General features: G+C 67.6%; 22 protein-coding genes and 1 pseudogene. 15 read left to right on the top strand and 8 right to left on the bottom strand.

Translation table 11 applies throughout. The annotated features are described in order from the left end of the window. Genes dgoD through manD form a run of 4 tightly spaced genes read left to right on the top strand, consistent with a single transcriptional unit; the run spans position 1 to position 4,088 of the window. Positions 1 to 1,149, top strand: coding sequence for a galactonate dehydratase (dgoD, locus tag VUN84_15505; GenBank protein ID XAS63680.1), 1,149 nt, complete (start codon positions 1 to 3; stop codon positions 1,147 to 1,149). 5 nt (positions 1,150 to 1,154) lie between these two features. Next, positions 1,155 to 1,841 (top strand): bifunctional 4-hydroxy-2-oxoglutarate aldolase/2-dehydro-3-deoxy-phosphogluconate aldolase, encoded by a 687-nt coding sequence (locus VUN84_15500; GenBank protein XAS63679.1) that lies wholly within the window; start codon positions 1,155 to 1,157, stop codon positions 1,839 to 1,841. Further along, positions 1,838 to 2,806 carry a sugar kinase gene (locus VUN84_15495; GenBank protein XAS63678.1) on the top strand — a complete coding sequence of 323 codons (969 nt, stop codon included), beginning with the start codon at positions 1,838 to 1,840 and terminating at the stop codon, positions 2,804 to 2,806. The genes VUN84_15500 and VUN84_15495 overlap by 4 nt, the downstream gene beginning before the upstream one ends. A gap of 52 nt (positions 2,807 to 2,858) precedes the next feature. Further along, complete coding sequence (gene manD, locus VUN84_15490) at positions 2,859 to 4,088, top strand: D-mannonate dehydratase ManD (protein XAS63677.1); 1,230 nt, start codon at positions 2,859 to 2,861, stop codon at positions 4,086 to 4,088. 178 nt (positions 4,089 to 4,266) lie between these two features. On the opposite strand, the gene VUN84_15485 is transcribed toward manD, so the two are convergent. From VUN84_15485 to VUN84_15475, 3 genes are all read right to left on the bottom strand, one after another. Then, on the bottom strand, positions 4,267 to 4,476 hold the full coding sequence (locus VUN84_15485) for a hypothetical protein (GenBank protein XAS63676.1): 210 nt from the start codon (positions 4,474 to 4,476) through the stop codon (positions 4,267 to 4,269). A 75-nt stretch (positions 4,477 to 4,551) separates the two neighbouring features. Further along, positions 4,552 to 5,715 (bottom strand): cyclase family protein, encoded by a 1,164-nt coding sequence (locus VUN84_15480; protein ID XAS63675.1) that lies wholly within the window; start codon positions 5,713 to 5,715, stop codon positions 4,552 to 4,554. Beyond that, on the bottom strand, positions 5,712 to 7,343 hold the full coding sequence (locus tag VUN84_15475; protein ID XAS63674.1) for a cytosine permease: 1,632 nt from the start codon (positions 7,341 to 7,343) through the stop codon (positions 5,712 to 5,714). Before VUN84_15475 ends, VUN84_15480 begins: the two co-directional genes overlap by 4 nt. 224 nt (positions 7,344 to 7,567) lie before the next feature. Here VUN84_15475 and VUN84_15470 point away from each other — a divergent pair, with 224 nt between their 5' ends. The 4 genes and pseudogenes from VUN84_15470 to VUN84_15455 all read left to right on the top strand — a co-directional run bounded on the left by VUN84_15470 (position 7,568) and on the right by VUN84_15455 (position 10,860). After that, complete coding sequence (locus VUN84_15470) at positions 7,568 to 8,350, top strand: phosphatase PAP2 family protein (GenBank protein ID XAS63673.1); 783 nt, start codon at positions 7,568 to 7,570, stop codon at positions 8,348 to 8,350. A gap of 53 nt (positions 8,351 to 8,403) precedes the next feature. After that, positions 8,404 to 8,724 carry an MmcQ/YjbR family DNA-binding protein gene (locus VUN84_15465; GenBank protein ID XAS63672.1) on the top strand — a complete coding sequence of 107 codons (321 nt, stop codon included), beginning with the start codon at positions 8,404 to 8,406 and terminating at the stop codon, positions 8,722 to 8,724. Between the two features lie 125 nt (positions 8,725 to 8,849). Next, positions 8,850 to 9,237: pseudogene (locus VUN84_15460) on the top strand (hypothetical protein). A 132-nt stretch (positions 9,238 to 9,369) separates the two neighbouring features. Beyond that, positions 9,370 to 10,860 (top strand): GH1 family beta-glucosidase, encoded by a 1,491-nt coding sequence (locus VUN84_15455; protein XAS63671.1) that lies wholly within the window; start codon positions 9,370 to 9,372, stop codon positions 10,858 to 10,860. On the opposite strand, the gene VUN84_15450 is transcribed toward VUN84_15455, so the two are convergent. Both VUN84_15450 and VUN84_15445 read right to left on the bottom strand, forming a co-directional pair. Beyond that, the gene (locus VUN84_15450) at positions 10,857 to 11,927 is read right to left on the bottom strand and encodes a phosphatase domain-containing protein (GenBank protein XAS63670.1); all 1,071 of its coding nucleotides are present in this window, start codon (positions 11,925 to 11,927) and stop codon (positions 10,857 to 10,859) included. The genes VUN84_15455 and VUN84_15450 overlap by 4 nt on opposite strands. A 58-nt stretch (positions 11,928 to 11,985) precedes the next feature. Beyond that, positions 11,986 to 12,741 (bottom strand): DUF72 domain-containing protein, encoded by a 756-nt coding sequence (locus VUN84_15445; GenBank protein ID XAS63669.1) that lies wholly within the window; start codon positions 12,739 to 12,741, stop codon positions 11,986 to 11,988. Between the two features lie 110 nt (positions 12,742 to 12,851). On the opposite strand from VUN84_15445, the gene VUN84_15440 reads away from it, so the two are divergent. The 5 genes from VUN84_15440 (at position 12,852) to VUN84_15420 (ending at position 17,024) form a co-directional block, all read left to right on the top strand. Next, on the top strand, positions 12,852 to 14,645 hold the full coding sequence (locus tag VUN84_15440) for a glycoside hydrolase family 15 protein (protein XAS63668.1): 1,794 nt from the start codon (positions 12,852 to 12,854) through the stop codon (positions 14,643 to 14,645). A gap of 117 nt (positions 14,646 to 14,762) precedes the next feature. Next, entirely contained in the window at positions 14,763 to 15,074 is a 312-nt protein-coding gene (locus VUN84_15435; GenBank protein ID XAS63667.1) for a hypothetical protein, read from the top strand. Position 15,075: 1 nt separating this feature from the next. Beyond that, complete coding sequence (locus VUN84_15430) at positions 15,076 to 15,822, top strand: HAD family hydrolase (protein ID XAS63666.1); 747 nt, start codon at positions 15,076 to 15,078, stop codon at positions 15,820 to 15,822. Positions 15,823 to 15,847: 25 nt separating this feature from the next. Next, positions 15,848 to 16,183: a hypothetical protein gene (locus tag VUN84_15425; protein ID XAS63665.1), complete on the top strand. Its 336-nt coding sequence runs from the start codon at positions 15,848 to 15,850 to the stop codon at positions 16,181 to 16,183. A gap of 79 nt (positions 16,184 to 16,262) precedes the next feature. After that, positions 16,263 to 17,024 carry an SDR family oxidoreductase gene (locus VUN84_15420; GenBank protein ID XAS63664.1) on the top strand — a complete coding sequence of 254 codons (762 nt, stop codon included), beginning with the start codon at positions 16,263 to 16,265 and terminating at the stop codon, positions 17,022 to 17,024. An 18-nt stretch (positions 17,025 to 17,042) separates the two neighbouring features. On the opposite strand, the gene VUN84_15415 is transcribed toward VUN84_15420, so the two are convergent. From VUN84_15415 to VUN84_15405, 3 genes are read right to left on the bottom strand one after another with little or no spacing between them, the layout of a single operon-like run. Next, positions 17,043 to 17,450: a sterol carrier family protein gene (locus tag VUN84_15415; protein ID XAS63663.1), complete on the bottom strand. Its 408-nt coding sequence runs from the start codon at positions 17,448 to 17,450 to the stop codon at positions 17,043 to 17,045. Between the two features lie 2 nt (positions 17,451 to 17,452). Further along, on the bottom strand, positions 17,453 to 18,469 hold the full coding sequence (locus tag VUN84_15410; protein XAS63662.1) for an asparaginase: 1,017 nt from the start codon (positions 18,467 to 18,469) through the stop codon (positions 17,453 to 17,455). A gap of 35 nt (positions 18,470 to 18,504) precedes the next feature. After that, positions 18,505 to 20,148, bottom strand: coding sequence for a molybdopterin-dependent oxidoreductase (locus tag VUN84_15405; protein XAS63661.1), 1,644 nt, complete (start codon positions 20,146 to 20,148; stop codon positions 18,505 to 18,507). 240 nt (positions 20,149 to 20,388) lie between these two features. On the opposite strand from VUN84_15405, the gene purD reads away from it, so the two are divergent. After that, positions 20,389 to 21,696 (top strand): phosphoribosylamine--glycine ligase, encoded by a 1,308-nt coding sequence (gene purD, locus VUN84_15400; GenBank protein XAS65878.1) that lies wholly within the window; start codon positions 20,389 to 20,391, stop codon positions 21,694 to 21,696. Positions 21,697 to 21,698: 2 nt separating this feature from the next. Further along, on the top strand, positions 21,699 to 22,673 hold the full coding sequence (locus VUN84_15395; protein ID XAS63660.1) for a phosphoribosylaminoimidazolesuccinocarboxamide synthase: 975 nt from the start codon (positions 21,699 to 21,701) through the stop codon (positions 22,671 to 22,673). Positions 22,674 to 22,691: the final 18 nt, after the last annotated feature.

Raw genomic sequence — 22,691 nt, 5'->3', positions numbered from 1 at the left:
ATGACACGCATCAGCAGGATTGAAACGTTCCTCGTCGCACCGCGTTGGCTGTTCGTCCGGATCGAAACCGACAGCGGGATCGTCGGCTGGGGCGAGGCCACCTGTGAGGGCCGCAGCGAAACGGTCCGCACCGCCGTCGACCAGCTCTCCGAGCTCCTCATCGGCAACGATGCGCTCCGGATCGAGGACCACTGGCAGGTGATGACCAAGGGATCGTTCTACCGCGGCGGCCCCATCCTGGCCAGCGCCGTGTCCGGTCTGGACCAGGCACTGTGGGACATCGCGGGCAAGCACTTCAATACGCCGGTGCACCAGCTCCTGGGCGGCCACGTCCGGGACCGGATCCGGATGTACGGCTGGGTAGGCGGCGATGAGCCCAACGAGGTGGCCGACCAGATCAGTGCGCAGCTGGAGGTGGGGCTCACGGCCGTCAAGATGAACGCCAGCGGCCGGATGAGTCCCATCGCCTCGGTGGCGGAGCTCGACGGCGTCGTCCGCCGCGTCGCCGCCGCCCGCGAGGTGCTCGGGGACCACCGCGACGTCGCGGTGGACTTCCACGGCCGCTTCAGCCTGGCCAACGCCCGCCGGGTGGCGCCGCTGCTGGAACCGTACCGGCCGTTCTTCCTGGAAGAACCCGTGGTCCCGGAAAACACCCATCTGCTGCGCGAGTTCACGTCCTCCACCACAACGCCGGTCTCCACCGGCGAGCGGCTTTACAGCCGGCAGGAATTCCTTCCCGCGCTGCAGGCGGGCATCGCCGTCGCCCAGCCGGACCTCTCGCATGCCGGCGGGATCACCGAGGTCCGCAAGATCGCCTCGCTCGCGGAGATCTACGAGGTCCAACTGGCGCCACATTGCCCGCTCGGCCCGCTGGCCTTGGCCGCGTGCCTGCAAGTGGGGTTTGCCACGCCCAACTTCCTGATCCAGGAACAAAGCATCGGCATCCACTACAACCAGGGCGCCGAGGTCCTGGACTACGTCGTGGACAAGTCCCCGCTGGCGTTCGTGGATGGGCACATCGAACGCCTGACCGGCCCGGGCCTCGGCCTCGAGATTGACGAGGCCGTGGTCCGCGCCGCGGACAAACGCGGCCACGCCTGGCGGGGTCCCGTCTGGCGCCACCCCGACGGAGCCTTCGCAGAATGGTGAATCACATGACCGAGAATCCCAGCAATGACCTGACGCCCGAAACCCTGCTGGCCGGTATCCGGGACGCCCGGCTGGTCGCCATTGTGCGCGGTGCCGACGGCGGAGCAGCAGCGAAGGCGGCCCTCACGGCGATGGAGGAAGGCTTCCGCTACGTCGAAATCGCCCTGACCACCCCCGGCGCGCTGGAGGCCATCCGCGCGGTCCGCGCCGCCGCTCCGGCCGGTTCCTTTGTCGGCGCAGGAACGGTGCTGACCGAGCAGGACGTGGACCACGTCACCGCAGCCGGCGGACAGTTCATCGTGACGCCGTCGTTGGCCAGCTCCATCCAGGAAGCTGCCCGCATCGGCATTCCCGCCCTCGCCGGTGCCCTGACTCCCAGCGAGGCCTACGAGGCGATGAACCGGGGCGCCACCGCGGTTAAGCTCTTCCCCGCCTCCATCGGCGGTCCGGGTTACCTCAGGGCGCTTCGCGATCCTTTCCCCGGCATCCCGTTCATTGCCGTCGGTGGCGTCGGGGTGGACGAGGCGACAGGGTACTGGGAAGCCGGTGCCATCGCTGTCGGCCTCGGCGGGCCGCTGTTCGGCGACGCCGGCTCCGGTGGTGATCTCGCCCCTGTCCGTGAGCGGGCCCGCGCGTTCGTGGGACTGGCCGCGGACTTCGGCCGGCGGCCGGCGGCAGGGCACCCGAGGTGAGCGTCGACCTGCTTACCCTGGGCGAATCCATGGTTTCGCTGCGCTCCGCCGGGCCGCTGTCCGCCGGAGGCAGCCTGGGCATGCACGTGGCCGGGGCGGAGTCCAACGTCGCCGTCGGCGTCGCCCGGCTCGGGCACAGCGTGGCGTGGGCAGGCGTACTGGGCGCCGACCCGCACGGCGAATTCATCCTGCGGCAGCTGCGCAGCGAAGGCATCCGGATACACCACCGCGAGGACGCAGACCGCAGCACCGGCGTGATGTTCCTCGAACAGCGCACCGCCGATGTCAGCCGGGCTTTCTACTACCGTGCAGGGTCTGCTGGGTCCACGCTCAGCCGGGACGACGTCGACGCGGCCTTCCGGAACGGCGCCAAGGTCCTCCACCTCACCGGGATCACCGCAGCCCTCGGCCAGGAGGCGCGGCGGGCCGTCGAGTACGCGGCCGCCCGCGCCGCCGGCGAAGGCCTGGAGGTTTCCCTCGACGTGAACTACCGCAGCAAGCTTTGGTCCCGGGACGAAGCACGCGCCGTCCTCGGTCCGCTGGCCCGGCATGCCAGCATCCTGGTCGCCTCCGACGACGAACTCGGGCTGGTCGCCCCCGGCGGCACCTGCGCGGGAACGGCCGGCGACGCCGAAACGGCCATGGCCGCCGAACTGCTGGGCCGCGGAGTACGCGAGGTCGTGGTCAAGCGCGGCGCCGCCGGCGCCGGGGTGCACACCGCCGGCGGCCGGTGGGAAACGCCCGCCGTGCCCGTCACCAGCATCGACACCGTGGGCGCCGGCGACGCCTTCACCGCCGGCTACCTCTCCGCCCTCCTCGACGGGGAGGGCGTGGCCGGCCGGCTGCACCGCGGCGCCCTCGCCGGAGCTTTCGCGGTCAGCACGGCCGGCGACTGGGAGGGCCTGCCCCGCCGTCGGGAGCTCGCCCTGCTCGGGGCCACCCCCAGCGGAACCACGCAACGCTGAAACACGCCGCCTCCACCTCCCCTCGGACCCACCCAGAAAGCACGGACCACCAGTGAAAATCATTGCCGCAGAAGTGTTTGTGACCAGCCCGTCCCGTAACTTCGTGACATTGCGGATTACCACGGACGACGGGGTGACCGGCATCGGGGACGCCACCCTCAACGGCCGCGAACTCGCGGTCGCCGCGTACCTCAAGGAACACGTCGCGCAGCTGCTGATCGGCAAGGATCCGCACCGGATAGAGGACACCTGGCAGTTCCTCTACCGGTCCTCTTACTGGCGCCGGGGGCCGGTCACCATGGCCGCGATCGCGGCCGTGGACATGGCGTTGTGGGACATCAAAGGCAAGGTGGCCGGGATGCCCGTCTACCAGCTCCTCGGCGGTGCCTCCCGGAACGGGCTGCGCGCCTATGGCCACGCATCCGGCGCGGAGCTGGAGTCGCTGTTCGATTCAGTCCGCGAGCACCTGGAGCTTGGTTACAAGTCGATCCGGATCCAGACCGCGGTTCCCGGCATCAAGGCCGTGTACGGCGTGGCCGCCCAGGCGCAGGCCTCGGGGGAACGCTACGACTATGAACCGGCCGGCCGGGGAACGTTCCCGCTGGAGGAGGATTGGGACACCCGGGCCTACCTGCGGCACCTGCCTATGGTGTTCGAAGCAGTGCGGAACGAGTTCGGCCCGGAGCTGCCGCTGCTGCACGACGGACACCACAGGATGACTCCGATCCAGGCCGCGAAGCTGGGCAAGGCGCTGGAACCATATGACCTGTTCTGGCTTGAGGACTGCACTCCGGCGGAGAACCAGGAAGCCCTGCGCCTGGTCCGCCAGCACACCACCACCCCGCTGGCGATCGGTGAAATCTTCAACACCGTCTATGACTTCCAGAGCCTCATCAAGGAACAACTGATCGACTACGTCCGGGCAGCGTCCACACACTTTGGCGGAATCTCGCCGCTGAAAAAGATCATGGACTTCGCGGCGCAGTACCAGATCAAATCCGGCTTCCACGGCCCCACAGACATCTCCCCGGTGGGCTTCGCCGCGCAGCTGCACGTGGGCATGGCCATCCACAATTACGGCATCCAGGAATACATGCAGCACTCGGACGCGACCAATGAGGTCTTTGAGCAGTCCATGACGTTCGTGGACGGCTACCTTCATCCGGGCGAAACCCCCGGCATCGGTGTCGAATTCAACGAGGCCGCCGCCGCGGCCTACCCCTACCAGCAGGCCTACCTGCCCTACAACCGCCTGGTCGACGGGACAGTGCACGATTGGTGACAGTGCACGATTGGTGACAGTGCATGACTGATGACATTGCACGATTGGTGACCGTTCCGGCCTGGCCGGCCGGCCACCCCGCCGGTCAGCAGAAAGGTCCCGGGCGGATTTCTCCGCCCGGGACCTGCTGCGCATGCGTCACGAAGGGGTTACTGGCGACTGTGGTGGGTAGCCGGAGTCAGATAAGAGCTTCCCGGGTCATGCCGAAGGGTACCTGGTCGGACAGCGCTGCCGTGTAGTGGCCCGGCTTGTTCCGGGTGATCAGGATGCCGTGCGTGCCGGTGGCCATGGCAATCTGCTGGAGTCCGCGCACGGCGTCCTCGAGCCGCTCGTCGAGGACCTTTCGGTTGTCGACCTGGATCTCGATGCGCTCAGTTGCTGTGGTCATGGCTCTGTTCCTTTTTGGGTTTCACGTCTCGGCCCCAATGATCGAAGTGACCATAACGTCATACGTATGTGTCCGTCAAATGGCCTTACCGGGGAAGAGCGACAGGTGTTCGTGGACGCAGCGCACGCGGCCGTCCTGCCCGCGGTGGAAGACAATGGTCTCCCGTTCATCGCTCTTCTGGCGTCCGCCCGCCCGGTCCGTCTGCACGGTCGTGGCGACCCGATGGGAAAAGATGGCGGTAGTGCCCAGGAGCTGGATGTTCTGCTCGCTGCTGCGGCATTCGAGCACCCTCCAGCCCGACTCCAGCCAGTCCTCCCAGAGGCTCCGGTACTCGGCCCTGGAGGCCGGGTTCTCCTTCTCCGGATGGAAGATGAACGTCGCATCAGGACTGAAGGATTCGAAGTAGGCCTCCGTGTCGCAGGCCCCGAACGCTGCGACCAGATGGTCGGCGGCTTCCTGAATCTCCGCACGGCCAAGCTCACGGCCGCAAACAGTCTCCTCGTTGCGGGCTCCGGGACTCCCCGGCGCCGGCTGCTCCGGCAGTGGGCGCGCCACGGCGCGGATGGGTGCGCCGTCGGCACCCGGGATGTTGAGGGGAAAAAGGAAGACTTCGACGTCGGAACCGGAATCCAGGGTGCCCTGGACCAGGCCGAGCCCGGTGAGGTTCTCCACGATGACGCAGCCGTTGCCGGCCAGGATGTCGTGGGCCGGGAAACCGTGGCCTGTCGCGGAAGCGTCCGGGCCACCGTGCGGGCTGGGATCGACGCTCAAGGCGTCGAGGCCTACGGTGCGGTAACCGCGGTCGACGATCAGTTGTGCGGCGGCGGCGTCGAGCCACGGATGCCGCAAGTATTCGTCCGTTCCCCAGGCGTCTGCGAACCCGGTCCGGAGCAGGAGGAGCCGCTCCGGGTTTCCGTTGCCATGTTCCCCGTTTCCGGCCGGAGCGATTCCCGCGAGGTGCGCCGCGGTGATGGGGTGGCCACGTCCGACGTCGCGTACGTCCACCAGTTCGGCGGTGCCGCTGTACAGCGCCAGGGGCAGGTCGGTCAGCGATGCCCAGCTGTCGCTGACGTGCAGCGGTGCGTCGGCGTGGGTTCCTGAATGCGTCCCGATGGCGAGCGAGAGTACGTTGGCGCCGTCTGCCGCGACGGTCAGGGCGGGCTCAATCCTGACCTCCGGGTCACCGGGGTAGATTGGCATTCCGGTCCGGAGCGGGACGCTAAGGTCCAGCCACGTCACGGCCCGGCCACCAGTTCAGCGGCGCGGTCCTCGCGGGAATTGGGGGCGGCGGCGCGGTCGGCCGGGACAATGTTCCCGGCGGCGTCGAGGACCGGCGTCACCGCCGTGTCTTTCGAGGGGACCCAGCGGGGCCCGGCAGCGGGAAACACCGCGCGGGGTTCCGGGAAGATCCAGAGCATGCCGAGGTAGAGGACGGCGGCCAACACCAGGGACGCCGGCAGGCTGATGTCGACGCCGCCGGCCAGGTTGCCAAGCGGGCCTTCGAACTGTCCGGGCATGTTGACCATGCTCAGGCCTGCTGCGGCGCTGACCAGCCACGCGAGCATTCCGCGGGGATTCCAGCCGTGGTTGAACCAGTACCGGCCACCCGTCTGGCGGCGGTTGAAGACCTGGAGGGCGTCGGCGTCATACCAGCCCCGACGGGTGATGAAACCGATGATCATGACCACCATCCATGGGGCGGTGCACGTGACGATCAGGGTGGCGAAGGTGGAAATGCTTTGTACCAGGTTGAAGGCGAAACGGCCCACGAAAATAAAGATGATGGCCAGGATGCCGATGAAGAGGGTGGCCTGCACGCGGTTGAACCGCGGGAAAACGCTGCTGAAGTCCAGGCCCGTGCCGTAGAGGGAGGTGGCTCCGGTGGACATCCCGCCGATCAGGGCGATGGCGCAGAGCGGCACGAAGTACCAGGCCGGCGACACCGCCAGCAGTCCGCCGACGTAGTTGGGTGCGGCGGGATCCATGAACTCCGGAGCCTTGGTGGCGATGATCGATGCGGTCGCGAGTCCGAAGACAAACGGCACCAGTGTGGCCAGCTGCGCCAGAAGGGCAGCCCCCATCACTCGGCGCTTGGGTGTGGCGGTAGGGATGTAGCGCGCCCAGTCGCCCAGGAAAGCTCCGAAGGAGATCGGGTTGGACATGACGATCAACGCCGCGCCGAAGAAGGCAGGGATGAAGCCAGCGATGCCGATGCCGTCGAAGCCCGTGCCGAAGGCGCCCTCGAAGTTCAGGTTGAAGTCGCCGGCGAAGGCGATGTAGCCCACCACGAAGAGCAGCGTGGCGGCGGTGACGGCGATCTTGTTCACGAGCAGCATGAACTTGAAGCCGTAAACGCAGACGGCAAGCACCAGGACGCCGAAGACTCCGTAAGCGACCGCGAACGAGCCCATGTCCTGCGGCAGGCCCACCAGACGGTTCAGGCCGCCCACCAGGGCGTCACCGGAACTCCAGACCGAGATGGAGAAGAAGGCAGTGGCAGTCAGGAGCGACAGGAACGACCCGACCACCCGGCCGTGCACGCCCAGATGGGCGGACGAGGACACGGCGTTGTTGGTCCCGTTGGTGGGGCCGAACACGGCCATGGGTGCGAGCAGGAGGGCGCCCACCACCAGTCCTGTCACCGTCGCGGCGAGGCCCTGCCAGAAGGACAGCCCGAAAAGGATGGGAAATGCGCCCAGGAACGCGGTAGCGAAGGTGTTGGCGCCTCCGAACGAGACCCTGAACAGGTCAAACGGGCTCGCATTCCGGTCTTTCTCCGGAATCCGCTCGATGCCGTAGGTCTCCACTTCGGTGACCTTGCCCCGCTTGCGGTCCGCGGGGGCAGCGGCGTGCTGTGCCTCGGGCATGGTGATTCTCCATCCAGCTGTTCATATAGTCAGTGCGAGTTGCTTAGCAAGCATCACAAGTTGACTGAAAGGCTACAGGTCGGAGCAGGCTTTGTGAAGCGGCTCACAGCGCGGCCGGAATGTCCGCCGTGGGAAGATCCGGGCACCCCGGCATCCGCAGCGGACGGAAGCGGGATATTCTTCACCAAGAAATATTCACACGCAGTGCAGAGGCGGACGCAGCAATGGCAGAGGACAAGACCGGAAAAACGCCCGGCCGGTGGCGGGTCTTTCACGATAAGTTTGTGGTGGAGGAACGCTATATGAGTGCGCAGGACCGGAGGAATCTTTACCGGACCGCCGCCGGCCTTACGATCGTGGGCGCCGCGCTGTTCGCCTTAATCCTCACCGGCGTCCTCCAGCACGGCGGCCTCGCGGAAGGCGACCAGCCGGTCCGCACCTGGCTCCTGACTCTCCGCTCCGAACCACTCACCACCATCATGATCATCCTGGCGATCATCTTCGGTCCGGTGGCCCTGCCCGTCATCGTCCTGGTGGTGACAGTGGCTTGGGGCCTGCTGGCCAAACATGCCTGGCGGCCCATGCTCCTCGCCGGGGCCATGCTCACCGGCGTCATCCTTGCCCAGCTCATCGGGCGCACCATCGAGCGCCAGCGTCCTCCCGTGGACCTCATGCTCTTCGGCGCCGACTTCACGTTCTCATTTCCGTCCGGGCATGTCCTGGGCGCCTGCGACTTCCTGCTGGTCAGCGCTTTCCTGATCGCATCCCGGCGGCGGAACCGCGCGTCGGCCGTGGCGGGCTTCGTCCTGGCCGGCGTTGGGATCTTCTTCGCTGCGGTCAGCCGGCTCTACCTGGGCTACCACTGGCTAACCGACGCGCTGGCCTCCCTGTCCATCTCGTTGGTGATCCTCGGTGCGGTGATTGCCCTGGACACCTGGCGTACGGCCCGTATCCGCGGTGAACAGATCACCGGAACGCTCTCCAAGACAGACGCCGGCCAGCCCTAGGTGTACTGAGCCGCCTCTTGTTCGGGCCCGGGAGCCGGTGCCACAGTGGGGCCATGGTTACTGGGGAGGATGTCCGCCGGGCCGCCCTCGCGCTGCCGGGCGTGGTGGAACGGCCCAGCTGGGGTCACCCGGCCTGGTTCGCGGCCACGCTCATGGCGCGGATCTGGGACGAGGGTGTGCTGACGGTCAAAACGGGGGAGCGCGAGGCCCTTGCCGGAACGGAGCCGGAAACCTACTTCTGGACCCCGCACCACGAAAGATCGCCACAGCTTGTGCTGGTGCGGCTGGCCCGGGTCGATGCCGAGGAACTGAGGGAACTCCTGACGGAATCCCACCGCCTCGCTGGCGGACGGCGGCCTGGCGGGCCGCTCTAGGGCCGGCGGGAGCGGAAGCGGTCCAGTTCCATCCGCAGCCGGGCGTATACCGCCTCCAGCTCAAGGACGGCTCCCGGCGCCGATCCCGGTGCGCCAGATCAGGAACACAACTGAAGGAGGGTGCCATGACCGCATTGCGCCGCTTCGATACGCTGCTGTTGCCCGCCTTCCACGAGCGTTTTGTGGCCCGGCGGGGCGAGGGGACGGCGCCTTTTTTGACCCGGAGGCCCACGAAGCGCCGCTGCCGAGGGCCCAGTGGACCAATGCCGACACCGGGTCCGCGGTCGCCGTCGTGCCTACCTGGGCCGAAGAAGACAACCAGCACCGCTCCTTCGGCATCTACCTACCGCCAGCGGGGGCGACATCTGGGTTCTCAGGCCGGGATACACGAGTTACCCGGAGCCGGCGGCGGGCGAGTTAGAGCAACTCCAGGCCCTGCGGAACGATGCGTTCAGGAAAGCCGTGGACCACGCCAAGGATTTCCTGTTCGGGCCGGAGAGTTCGGCGTATTGAGCTTTTCCGGCGCCCCTCGCCGGGTTTCCGCCGGGCCGGGGAGACCCGGCACGCGGCCGCCGGTCATGGCGCGGGGGTGTGCCCCGGCCTAAAATCAGTCAACGACTGAAACTACCAAGGAGCAATCCGCTGATGAAAGCCTCCGCCAAGGAATTGGCCGCCCTCCTGCCCTCACACTTCACCCTCGGCGTGGCGACCGCAGCCTTCCAGATCGAAGGTGCCTTGGACGAGGACGGCCGCGGTCCGTCGGGCTGGGACATGTTTGCCGCCAGGCCCGGTTCGATCGTGGATGACCACAGCCCCGCAATCGCCTGCGACCACTATCACCGGATGCCCGAAGACGTGGCCCTGATGAAGGAACTTGGCGTCGACTCCTACCGCTTCTCGCTGTCCTGGTCACGCATCCAGCCCGGCGGCAGCGGACCTGTGAACCCTGCGGGCCTGGACTTTTACGACCGGCTGATTGACCTGCTGCTGGCCAACGGAATCACGCCCATGGCCACGCTGTACCACTGGGACACGCCGCTGGAGCTGGACGAAGCCGGCGGCTGGATGAACCGGGACACGGCCTACCGGCTGGGCGAATTTGCCGGGATCGCCGCGGCTGCCTACGGAGACAGGGTGGCCCGCTGGGTAACGGTCAACGAACCGGCCACTGTCACCACCAACGGCTACATGCTGGGGATGCACGCGCCGGGCGAAGCCCTCATGCTCAAAGCCCTGCCGAGTGTCCACCACCAGCTGCTCGGCCACGGCCTGTCGCTGCAGGCGCTCCGGGCAGCAAACGTGCCGGGCGATATCGGCATCACGAACGTCTATTCGCCCATGGTTCCCGCCTCAGTCAATCCGCTGGACAAGATCAGCGCCAACCTGATGGACATGGCGCAGAACCGGCTGTACGCGGACCCGGTCCTGCTGGGAAAGTATCCCGACACGGTCCGGGCAGCGAGCCTTTTTTCCTCCTTCAGCCCCTCGAGCGAGGACATGAAGCTGATTTCGCAGCCGCTGGACTTCTACGGGCTCAACTACTACATGCCGACCCGGGTGGCTTCCGGACCGGGCGACGGCGCTGTGCCCGAGGGGATGGCCGAGGCAATGGGCGATGATCTGAGCAGCACCGGGCCCGGCGGCCCGTTCCACATTGCCTCGTTCCCGGACACCGAGACCACCGCCTACGGCTGGCCCATCAAACCGGAGTACATGGCCGTAGCGCTGGCGGAAATGGCCGAACGCTACCCGGACCTTCCCCCGGTCTACATCACCGAGGGCGGGGCCAGCTTTGAAGACCTTGAGATCCGGGACCCCGAAGGCCGGCTCGTCATTCCCGACGAACGCCGGGTGCGCTACTTGGCGGACCACATTGCCACAGCCGTTGAAGCGACCTCACCCGGAGGTGCGGCGGAGTCCATTGACCTGCGCGGGTACTACGTATGGTCCCTTATGGACAACTTCGAATGGTCCGGCGGCTTCAAACAGCAGTTCGGCCTGCTGCACGTGGACCGGGCCACCCAGGAGCGCACCAAGAAGGCCTCGTTCCATTGGCTCCAGGAAGTCCTTGCGGCCCGGCATCGGAACTCCGTTCCTGAGGCTTCCGCCGCCACCGCGGCCCCGGCGAGCGCTTAAAGAACGCCGAGGTCCTGCAGCCCCTTCGCCATGCCGGCGCCATCCGGGGAGTAGATCCACGGAACCTGGGACCCGGTATGGTCCCCGGTGTCAGAGTGCCCGCCGGCCAGGACGGCTTCGCTGGCGGAAAGCTGGCGGATGCCGATGGCGGCCACCCGGTCGCCGTGCTGCCGGGCAAAGTGGGAGTAGATGGACTCGTCGTGCTGTCCGTTGTCGCCGAAGAGCAGCCAGCGCATGTTCGGAAATCCTTCGGCCAGGAGTTCGAGGTTGCGGCGCTTGTGCTCCTGGCCGCTGCGGAACCAGCGGTCATGGGTGAGTCCCCAGTCGGTGAGCAGTAAGGCCCCGGAAGGGTACATGTTCCGGGTGATGAAGCGTGCCAGGGTGGGGGCCGCGTTCCACGGGCCGGTGGACAGGTAAATCACCGGCGCTTCCGGATGTTCGACCAGCAGCCGGTCCATCAGCACGGCCATTCCCGGGGTGGCCATGCGGGCGCGCTCGTTGAGCACGAAGGTGTTCCAGAGCGCCAGGAACGGACGGGGAAGCGCGGTGACCATAATCGTGTCATCGATATCGGACACGATCCCGAGGGTGGTGTCCGGGGATATGACGAAGATCTTCGCGGTGACGGGCTCGGTTCCCGGGGCGCGCAGCACGGCCGTGTGCCAGCCCGGCGGAAGTTCCACCTGCACCACCGTATCCACCAGGCCGCCGCGGTCCGCCCGGACCTTGGCCGTCACCCCGCCGATCTCGATGTCGACCTCGGAGTACTGCACCGGCACCGAGGTGAAGGCCCGCCAGCCGCGGACATTTTGTGCGCTGTTTTGAGCCGCCTGCTCCGCCCGGCTTCCGGGTGAGGGCTTGCTGGTCAATACCACCCGGGCGAGCACCCGGACCCAGGTGGTGGACCCGTAGCCCTGATAGGCGACGGTCTGGGGGGTGAAGTCCCAGCGTCGGGCGGCCTTCAACCGGACACTGTTGACGGCGTCCGAGACGACGTGCGCCAGTCGGAAGACCCGGTTGCCGGTGACTTCTTGTGGCCCGAGTGTGTGCTGGTAAGCCGATTCCATGCCTCCACTCTCCCACAGGGTCCCGGCGTCGCCCGGACCGGGAGGAAACCGCAGCGGCTCAGGTGCCGCCCAGGAAGTGGCGCAGCGTCCAGGCATTGCGCACCGCATGACCGTCGCCGTCGTTGTTGAAATACACGAAAACCTCCCTGCCGGCCGACTGCCATTCCCGGATCCGGTCCGCCCACCAGTTCAGGTCGTCATCCGGGTAGGAGCCGCCATACAGATGGTCCCGGTCCGGGCCATGAAGCCGGACGTAAACGAAGCCTGCAGTGGCGCGAAGGACGCAAGGCAGACCCGCGCCGCTCATGATGCAGTACGCGGCGCCATGGCGTTCCAGCAACGCATAAACCATGGGGTGGTCCCAGCTCGGGTGGCGAAATTCCACGCTCACCCGGATCCAGTCCGGCAACGCCGCCAGGAAGTACCCCAGCCGTGCGTCATCCCGGCCGAACTGCGGCGGCAGCTGGACCAGCAGCACGGCCCGTTTGTCGCCGAGTTCGTGCCAGCACCGGACGATCCGCTCGATCCAGACTTCCGGAGCAGAGAGCTTCTTCCCGTGCGTCAATCCGCGCGGGGCCTTGACGGACAGCAGGAACCCGGGCGGAAGGCGCCGGCGCCAGCTGGCAAAGGATGTCTCGCGGGGCCAGCGGTAGAAGCTGGCATTGAGTTCCACCGTGCTGAAATGGGCCGCGTAATGGGCCAACCGGTCCCGCGCCGGCAAACCGGGCGGGTAGAGCACATTCTCCCAGTGGTCATAGCTCCAGCCGCTGGTGCCGACGTGGACGCTCCCGGCAAGATGTGTGCCCTGGTCCATCCCGTCTGCCCCCTCCCGGCTCATTGTGCCCGCAGTTCCACCGGCACTGCCGCCGTGTCGGCCTCTACGGATCCTAGTCCCAGCTCTGTGGCTGTGGCACTGTAAGACCCATGGCGCGCATCGAGGATTACGCAATGGTCGGCGATCTGCATACGGCAGCCCTGATCAGCACCGAAGGTTCGATCGACTGGCTCTGCCTGCCGCGTTTTGACTCGCCGGCCTGTTTCAACGCCCTGTTGGACACGCCGCAGGCGGGGCGCTGGCTGCTGGCTCCAGAGGGCGGCGGTGAATGCACCCGACGGCATTACCGCAAGGGCACCCTCATTTTGGAGACGGAGTGGGAAACCCCCACGGGAAGAGTCAAAGTCATCGACTTCATGCCGCCCCGGGACTCGGTGGCGGACATCGTGCGGATTGTGGTGGGTGTCCGCGGCTCGGTGCCGATGCGCGGTGAGTTGGTGCTGCGCTTCGACTACGGCCACATCGTCCCGTGGGTCCGCCACGACGATCTGGGCATCCACGCAATCGCCGGACCCGATGCCGCGTACCTCGTGACCGAGGCGCCGCTGCGGGGTGAGCGAATGCAAACCATCAGCGACTTCACCGTCAAGGCAGGGGACCGCGTTCCGTTCGTCCTGACCTGGGCGCCGAGCCACCTGGGCCGTCCCCGGACGCTGGATGCGGAGGAAGTCCTGGCATCGACGGAGGATTTCTGGCAGCGCTGGTCCGCGAAATGCACCGTCACCGGACCCTACCGGGCGGTGGTGCAGCGCTCGCTGATCACCTTGAAAGCGCTGACGTTTGCCCCTACCGGAGGCATCGTGGCTGCCGTGACGACGTCGCTGCCGGAGGAGCTGGGCGGCGAACGGAACTGGGACTACCGCTTCTGCTGGCTCCGTGATGCCACGCTGACGCTCCAGGCGCTGCTGTCTGCGGGGTACACGGAGGAAGCCGCCTCCTGGCGCGACTGGCTCCTGCGGGCAGTGGCGGGTGACCCCAAGGACCTGCAGATCATGTATGGCATCCACGGCGAACGGCGCCTGCCCGAAATGGAGCTGCCCTGGCTGCGCGGGTATGAGAACTCCGTCCCGGTCCGGATCGGAAACGGCGCGGCCGGGCAGCTGCAACTCGATGTCTGGGGCGAGGTGCTGGACTGTCTGTCCCTGACCCGGAACTCGCTACTGACCAGCACCGACGAGTCTTGGGACGTGCAGCTGGCACTGATGGACCATCTCGAGACGGCGTGGAAGGAACCTGACAACGGGCTGTGGGAGATGCGCGGGCCGCGGCGGCACTTCACCCATTCCAAGGTGATGGCCTGGGTGGCCGCGGACCGGATGGTCAAAGGCGTCCGGGACTTCGGACTGCCCGGCCCCGCCGACCGCTGGGAGGAACTCCGGGACACCATCCATGCGGACGTCATGGCCAACGGTTTCGATGAGGAAAGAAACACCTTTGTGCAGTCCTACGGGCAGCCCGGGCTTGATGCGAGCCTCCTGCTCATTCCCCGCGTCGGATTCCTGCCGCCGGATGACCCCCGCGTGGTGGGGACAATTGAGGCCATCGAACAGGAATTGATGCATGACGGCTTCCTCCGGCGCTACCGGACGGCGGAGTCCGGTGACGGGCTGTCCGGTGGGGAAGGGGTGTTTCTTGCCTGCTCGTTTTGGCTGGTCCAGGCACTGCTGGGGGCGGGCCGGCACCGTGAGGCCCGGGAACTGTTTGAACGGCTGCTGGCGCTGCGCAACGACGTCGGACTTCTGAGTGAGGAGTGGAGCATTGAGGACGCACGGCAGCTGGGCAATACCCCGCAGGCATTCAGTCATTTTGCGCTGGTCATGAGCGCCCTGGAGCTGCAGGAAGACGGGCTGCGCCGCAGCGACGCCACGCACCCCGATCACTGATTCGCGCCGACGGCGCATCCGGTGACCACGCTCTGCCTCCTCGGAGGTTTCCGCCCAACGCTTAGATAAGTATACTTACTAATAACCCAACGAGGGGTGATCGAAGAGGAGAGTGCGATGGCGGGATACTTCGAGGTCGTAGACGCGCCCGACGGCGGCTACCGGATCCGGATGCTGGATGGCGCAGGAAGCCTGATGGCGGTAACGATCACCTTTCCCACGAAGAGGGCCGCCGTGGCCGGCATCGCCCAGGCCCGCGAAATCGCCGGCACAGGCCTCATCCGGGACCGCAGCGCCGGCCGCCAGGCGTCGCAGGCGGCCACACCACTGCCCAGGGTTCCCCGCCGGACCACGGGCGGCGCCAGCCGGGGAACCACCCTGTCCGGCGGATCACTGGCAGCCGGAAAGCGAGCGCGGGCTCATCACTGACATGACTCCTGACGGCGGCTCCCGCAGCCCGGGTGCCACAGACTTCACCACCGGCCGGAACCGGCCTCGGGCCGCTGTCCTCTTCGACGTGGACGGCACCCTGGTCGATTCCTCCTACCTTCACACGTTGGCCTTTTGGCGCGCTTTCCAGCAGGCCGGGCACGACGTTCCGATGGCGAGCATCCACCGCTCGATCGGGATGGGCGGGGACAAGATCCTCGACAGGCTGTTGCCCGCTGACCGGGACACGGGGGATGACAACACCATTTTGACCTCGCACGCTGCCGTGTTCTCCACGTTCTGGTCCGCCCTTCGGCCGCTGGACGGCGCCCGCGAGCTGCTGGCGGAGTGCCACGGGCGCGGGCTCGCCGTGGCGCTGGCATCTTCGGCCCGGGACCGCGACCTTGAGGTGCTGCGGGGCGCGATCGATGCCGACGCCTTCATCGACGCGGCCACCAGCTCGGCGGACGCGAAGGAGAGCAAACCGGCCCCGGACATTCTCGAGGCCGCCCTTAAGGCCCTGGCGGTGCCGGCGTCGGCGGCCGTCTACGTAGGCGACGCCGTGTGGGACATTCTCGCTGCCGGGAAACTGGACATCCCGGCGATCGGGCTGACCTGTGGTGGCACCAGCGAAGCGGAACTTCGGGACGCCGGTGCCGTCGAAATTTACGCCAGCCCCCGGGAGCTTCTGGAAAACCTCGGCAACAGCGCAATTGGGCGGCTCGCGGCCCGCGACCGCCCGAGCTAGCCGCCGGCCCGGTTACAGTGTTCCCATGAGTTCTTCGGGGGACCAGCCATCGGCAGAACCGGGTCCTGCCGGATCCCGCCGGGCGCACCTGTCCTGGTTGGCCCGGCTCGCTGTTCCGCTGGGTGCTGCGGCCCTCCTGGTGGTGGGGGCGGTCCTGCTGGCGCGTCCGGTGCAGCAGGACAGCGTCGGCTGGTTTGCGTACGCCCCGCTGTCCCAACAGACGTTCTTTCCCGGCAGCCTTCTGGTGATGGATCAGGGCAGCTGGACGGGCATCTGGCTGATCGTTGTTGGCCTGCTGACGCTCGCGTTCTGGGCCGGCTTCCGGACAGGCCGGCGGACCCGCCGGCGCGGGGGCGCTTAGCTGGCCGCGGGAGGGAATTCCGCCGCAATGTTCCCGCGCACCACTGCCGCAAAATGCCAACTCGGCATACGCTGACCCGATGACACACCATCACCTGCCCGGCAAAGTGGCAGTAATCACCGGCGCCGGCTCGGGCATCGGCCGGGCGGCCGCCCGGCTCATGCTCGCTGAAGGCTACCGAGTGGTTCTGGCCGGTCGGCGCGCGGCGCAGCTGGCAGAGACCGGCGCGGGACACGCCCAGGCCCTCGCGATTGCCTGCGACGTCACCGTTCCCGACGACGTCGAGCGGCTCTTCGCCGCCACCCTCCTGCGCTGGGGGCGGGTGGACGTGCTGTTCAACAACGCCGGTGCGTTCGGTCCGGCCGCTTCCGTGGACGAGATCAGCCCTGCGGACTGGGACGCCACCGTGGCCGTGAACCTGACCGGCTCCATGCTGTGCGCCGCTGCCGCCGTCCGGGCCATGAAAGCGCAGTCGCCCCAGGGTGGCCGGATCATCAACAACGGCTCCATCGCCGCGCATTCACCCCGGCCCCGGACCGTGGCCTACACGGTCACCAAGCACGCCATCACCGGACTGACCAAGAGTATTGAGCTGGACGGCCGCGGCTTCGGCATCACATGCGGGCAGATCGACATCGGCAACGCGGCCACCGATCTGATGGAGACCATCGGCGCCGGCTCCGGGGCGGTGCAGGCGGACGGCAGCAGCCGCGTCGAGCCGACCTTCCCGGTGGACGACGCCGCCCGGGCGGTGCTGCTGATGGCGGGGATGCCGGCGTCGGCCAGTGTCGGTTCCCTCATCATCACCGCTGCCGGAATGCCGTTCGTCGGCCGCGGGTAAGCCGGGAAGGGCTGCCGGTCAGAGCGGGAGGAGTCCGGACAGATCGGCGCGCAGCCCGGAGGCGGCCACCCGCCCGGCGCTGACGGCGTCTGCCCAGCCCAAGGTACCGCTGACCATCTCCAGCCAGGTGGCGGCGTCGCATTCGATGACGTTCGGGGGTGTGCCGCGGGTGTGCCGGGGGCCCTCCACGCACTGGGTGACACCAAACGGCGGGACCCGGACCTCCACGGAGTTGCCAGGTGCCCGGGCGGTGACCTCCTCCAGGGAATAGCGCACCGCCGTCGCCAGCGTGCTGCGCGGAACCACGGTGCCGGTTTCCGGGCCGGAGGTTCCGGCGGAATCACGCTGCGTAACGTTTACCGCCTGCCAGGCGGCGAGGGCCGCGCGGCCTTCCTCCGGGGCAATCCGGCGTCGTGCGATGGCCATGGCTAGTCCAGCAGCGCCGAGACGGCATGGCCGAGACGGATTTTGCCTACCGGCCGGCCGCCGCCGAGCACGGGGGAGACCACCTTGTCCAAGACACCTGCCACTTCGGGGACGTCCACGGCGCCGGCGGCGGCGAGCAGGGTCAGGCCCACGAGTGTGGTGGCACGGATGTTGCCGTCGAGGATTTTGACGGCAACAGAGGCGCCCGTGGGCGTGGCCATCACCAGCACACCCTCGGCGCCGATCTTGGCGAGGATGCCGAGCTCGTCCATGACAATCGTGTTGGGCTCGTCCGTGCCCTGCACCGCCCACGGGTAGTCCAGCATGGAAGTGGCGATCGTGGCGGCGCGGGCGTTGGAGTGTTTGTCACCGGGCGCCTTGGCCAGCTTGGAGAACGCACGGGCCAGGCCGGTCAGGGAGACGGCGGCGACGGGGGCGCCGCAGCCGTCGATGCCGAGGTGGGCGATGCTTTCGCCGCAGTATTCCTCAATCACGGCGCGGATGCGCTGCTGCAGCGGGTGGTTGGGCTCGAGGTAGCTGTGCGTGTCCCATCCGTTCTCCGTGCAGGCCCAGAGGAACGCGGCGTGCTTTCCGGAGCAGTTGAACGCGAGCCTGGACTGACCGCGGTCCGAACGGACCAGCCAGTTCCGGGCAGTCTCATCCTCGGGCCACGCGGCCGGGCACTGAAGCTGGTCCTCCTTGACGCCGGCAGCTTTCAGCATGCCTTTGACAACATCCATGTGGTCCAACGACCCGACGTGGCTGCCGCAGGCGATCGCCACTTGCGCCCCGCGCAGCGGAACGCCGGACTGCATGGAGGCCAGGGCCTGCAGCGGCTTGAGCGTGGACCGCGCATAGATCGGGGTGGTGATGTCGCCCAGTTCGGTGACGACGGTGCCGTCCCCGGCGATGACGACGGCGGAGCCGATGTGCCGGGACTCCACGAAGCCGCTGCGTTCCAGGACGGCCAGTTCGACGGCGGACTCCACGGTGAAGGTGGCATGCGAGTTCAAGGGCATGCTGCCAGTCTATGGTGCCCGGCGGTCACAGCCCGTTATTCCACGGTCACCATCAGCGACTGCCAGCCGGACGCGCCGTCGGGCACCGGGTCGGCCCGCTTGTCCGTCTGGACTTCGCCGGTACCGTCGGTGGCGCGGGCCTTGATGTAGTGCGGTCCCGGGGTGGCTTCCCAGTCGAAGGACCACTGCCGCCAGGTGATGACGGAGGCCTCGGTGGACAGGGTCGCCTCAGTCCATGGCCCGTTGTCGATCTGCACCTCAACCTTGGTGATGCCCCGGGTCTGGGCCCAGGCGGTGCCGCCAATCGCGACCCGTCCGGCGGGGACCTTGGCGAAGGACTTGGGGACCTCCACCCGGGCCATGGTTTTGATGGGGCCGCGCTCGGACCAGCCGCGCTGGGTCCAGTAGGCCTTGCTGTCCGCGAACCGGGTGACTTCCAGGTCCACCACCCATTTGGTGGCGGAGACGAAGCCGTACAGGCCCGGGACCACCATCCGTACGGGGTATCCGTGCTCCAGCGGAAGGGCTTCACCGTTCATGCCGAACGCCAGCATGGCGTCCCGGTCATCCTGCAGGACTTCCAACGGAGTGGAAGCGCTGAAACCGTCAATCGAGGTGGAGAGGACCATGTCCGCGCCGTCCTTGGGCCCTGCCATTTTGAGGACGTCGCGAATGGGCATGCCCAGCCATTTGGCGTTGCCTGCCAGGTTGCCGCCCACCGGGTTGGACACGCAGGTCAGGGAGACGTGGGATTCGATCAGGTCTGCGTCGAGCAGGTCCTGGAAACTGAGCCGGACTTCCCGGTCTACGAGACCGTGGACGCGCAGTTCCCAGTCCTGGACGTTGATTTCAGGCACACTCAGGGCCGTATCGATGCGGTAGAAGTCATTGTTGGGCGTCAGCCACGGCGTGACACCGGGCACCTGGGACTGAACGCCGGCGGGAACGGCCGGGGCCGGTTTCACCGGGGCGGGAAGTTGCAGGGATTCGCGGGCCTGCGCGACGTTGCTGCGGGCTGCGCTGAGCAGGCGGCCGCCGGTCGCGGCGATAGCGGAGGCCGCGGCGGTGACTCCGGTTGCGGCGAAGAAGGCGCGCCGGCTGGTGGCGGGGCGTTCGGGTTCCTTGGCTGCGAGACCGGAGGCCATGTCCGGCCACTGTTGCATCCGCCAGAGCCGTGAGATGAGGAGCCGGAGCACGATCAGCCCGGCCGCGGTGCCGATCAGTGCGGGAATCGCGTCCAGCGGCTTCACTCCCGCCCGGGTCACCACACTGGCGATGATCACCGCGCCCATCAACAGCACACCGGCGACGCCGAGGGCCCATTTCCGGTAGGCCACAATGCCCAGGACGCAGGCGAGGAGTGCGATGGAGACGGCCATTCCGACGAACAAGGCGAGCTTGTCGTTGGTGCCGAAGGTCGCGATGGCGAAATCCTTCATCCAGGACGGCGTGAAGTCGATAAAGGTTGAGCCGAGGGCAATCACCGGCGTCGCCCGTGCCGTGAAGAACGCCCCGATCAGTTCCGCCACGGACAAGACGACCGCGGCCGCAGCCACTCCGGCAAGGGCGGCGAGCAGGGTGAGTCCCTTCGGGGCTGGCCGGCTGCTGCGCCGGGTCAGCCCGGACTTCCCGGTGCTGAGTTCGTCGGCGCGGGGCGGCTGCGTGCTGGGCTTGTCCATACAGGGTCTTCGGAGCCGTGCGGGCCGCGGATTGCCCCGCCCCCGTGGCGGGCATGCCCTTCCCCCGGATCCAGGAATGGACATGCTGGCATTATGTCCAGCAGCCGCGGCCGGTGGTGGGCATGTCCGGTGGTGGCGGCCGGTGGTGGGCATGTCCAGCAGCCGCGGCCGGTGGTGGGCATGTCCGGCGGTGGTCACAGCTTAGGCCCCTGCCCGGTCCACAAAGTACCCTTGGGAACTGTGAAGGTACTTGTCATCGGCCCCGGCGGCCGCGAACACGCCATTGTCCGCTCCTTGCTTGCCGACCCGAACGTGTCCGAGGTCCACGCGGCCCCGGGCAACGCCGGCATCAGCAAACTGGTGCCCACGTACGCCATCGACGCGAACAACCCCGACGCCGTCGCTGCCCTGGCCACCAAGCTCACCGTCGACCTCGTCGTGGTGGGCCCCGAGGCGCCGCTCGCCGCCGGAGTCTCCGACGCTGTCCGGGCCGCGGGCATCCCGGTGTTCGGACCCAGCAAGGCCGCGGCGCAACTCGAAGCGTCCAAGGCATTCGCCAAGGAAGTCATGGCCGAGGCCGGCGTCCCCACCGCCATGGCCCGGGTGGCCGGCAACGCCGAGGAGGCAGCCGACGCGCTCGACGCTTTTGGCGCTCCGTTTGTCGTTAAGGACGACGGGCTCGCGGCGGGCAAGGGCGTTGTGGTCACCAACAACCGGGACGAGGCCCTCGCCCACGCGCAGAGTTGCTTCGATGCCGGCGGCACCGTGGTGATCGAGGAATTCCTTGACGGCCCCGAAGTCTCCGTCTTTGTCCTCTGCGACGGCCGCAATACCGTGGCGCTGTCCCCGGCCCAGGACTTCAAACGGATCTTCGACAAGGACCAGGGCCCCAACACCGGCGGCATGGGCGCTTACACCCCGTTGGAATGGGCGCCCGAAGGCCTGGTCCAGGAAGTCCTTGACCGGATCGCCCAGCCCACCGTCAACCAGATGGCCCACCGCGGCACCCCGTTTGTTGGCGTGCTCTTCGTCGGACTGGCCCTGACCTCCCGCGGCACCCGCGTGATTGAATTCAACGTCCGCTTCGGCGACCCGGAGACCCAGGCCGTCCTCGCCCGCCTCAAAACCCCGCTCGGCGGACTGCTACTGGCCGCCGCCAAGGGCGAGCTGGACAAGGCCCAGCCGCTGCGCTGGTCCAAGGAAACCGCCGTCGCCGTCGTGGTAGCCGCCGAGAACTACCCCGGCACGCCCCGGACCGGCGACCGGATCCGGGGACTCAAGAAAGTCGAGTCGATCGAGGGCGTCCACATCATCCACGCCGGCACCACGCTCGACGACGAAGGCAAAGTCGTGTCTGCCGGCGGACGGGTTCTCGCCGTCGTGGCCCTCGGCACGGACCTGGTGGAAGCCCGGGAACGGGCGTACGACGGCGTCGAACTCGTCCAGCTGGAGGGCAGCCAGTTCCGCACGGACATTGGCGGAAAAGCGGCCCGCGGCGAGATCAAGGTGCACGCCCCCGCCGTCCCCGCCACGAAAGCGAAGGCCTGAGCATGAGAATCCCCGAAGCTTCCGGACCCGACACGGGTGAACCCTCGCCGTCGGCACCGACGGGCCTGGACACCGCTGCACCGGACCTTCCCGGCTGGCGGCACATCTATTCCGGCAAGGTCCGCGACCTCTACGTTCCGGCGGATGCGTCCATTCCGGAACGCATCGGCCAGGACTGCGTCCTGGTGGTCGCCAGCGACCGCATCAGCGCCTATGACCATGTCCTCGCCAGCGAGATACCGGACAAGGGCAGGGTCCTGACCCAGTTGAGCCTGTGGTGGTTCGAACAACTCGGTGTGGAGCACCATGTACTGGCGTCCACGGTCGGGGCCGGAGTGCCCGCCGCCGTGGAAGGCCGGGCGATGATCTGCAAGAAGCTGGAGATGTTCCCGGTCGAATGCATCGCCCGCGGCTACCTCACCGGCTCGGGACTGGAGGAATACCGGCAGTCCCGCACCGTGTGCAGCATCCCCCTGCCCGACGGCCTGGTGGACGGGTCCCGGCTCGAGAAGGCCATCTTCACCCCCTCCGCGAAAGCCGAGGTAGGCGAGCACGATGAGAACATCACCTATGCTGCCGTCGTGGAGACGGTGGGCCAGGACACCGCATCCCGGCTCCGCGAGCTCACGCTGGAGATCTACACCAAGGCCGAAGGGATCGCCCGCGGGCGCGGCATCATCCTTGCCGACACCAAAGTGGAGTTTGGCCTTGATGCTGCGACAGGCGCCATCACACTCGGTGATGAGGTCCTGACGCCGGATTCCTCGCGGTTCTGGGACGCCGGAACGTACCAGCCGGGCAAGGCGCAACCGTCCTACGACAAGCAGTACGTCCGGGACTGGCTGACCTCGGCGGAGTCCGGCTGGGACCGGTCCTCCGATGCGCCGCCGCCGGCGCTGCCGGCGGACGTCGTGGCCCGCACGCGAAGCCGTTACGTCGAGGCTTTCGAGTTACTTACCGGCCGGACGTTCGTCTAGGCCGCGCCGGCGGAACAG

This window comes from Micrococcaceae bacterium Sec5.8 (assembly GCA_039636775.1).
Taxonomy (GTDB): domain Bacteria; phylum Actinomycetota; class Actinomycetes; order Actinomycetales; family Micrococcaceae; genus Arthrobacter.
The sequence above is the reverse complement of the archived record's forward strand: the minus strand, read 5'-3'. Positions and strand labels throughout refer to the sequence as shown.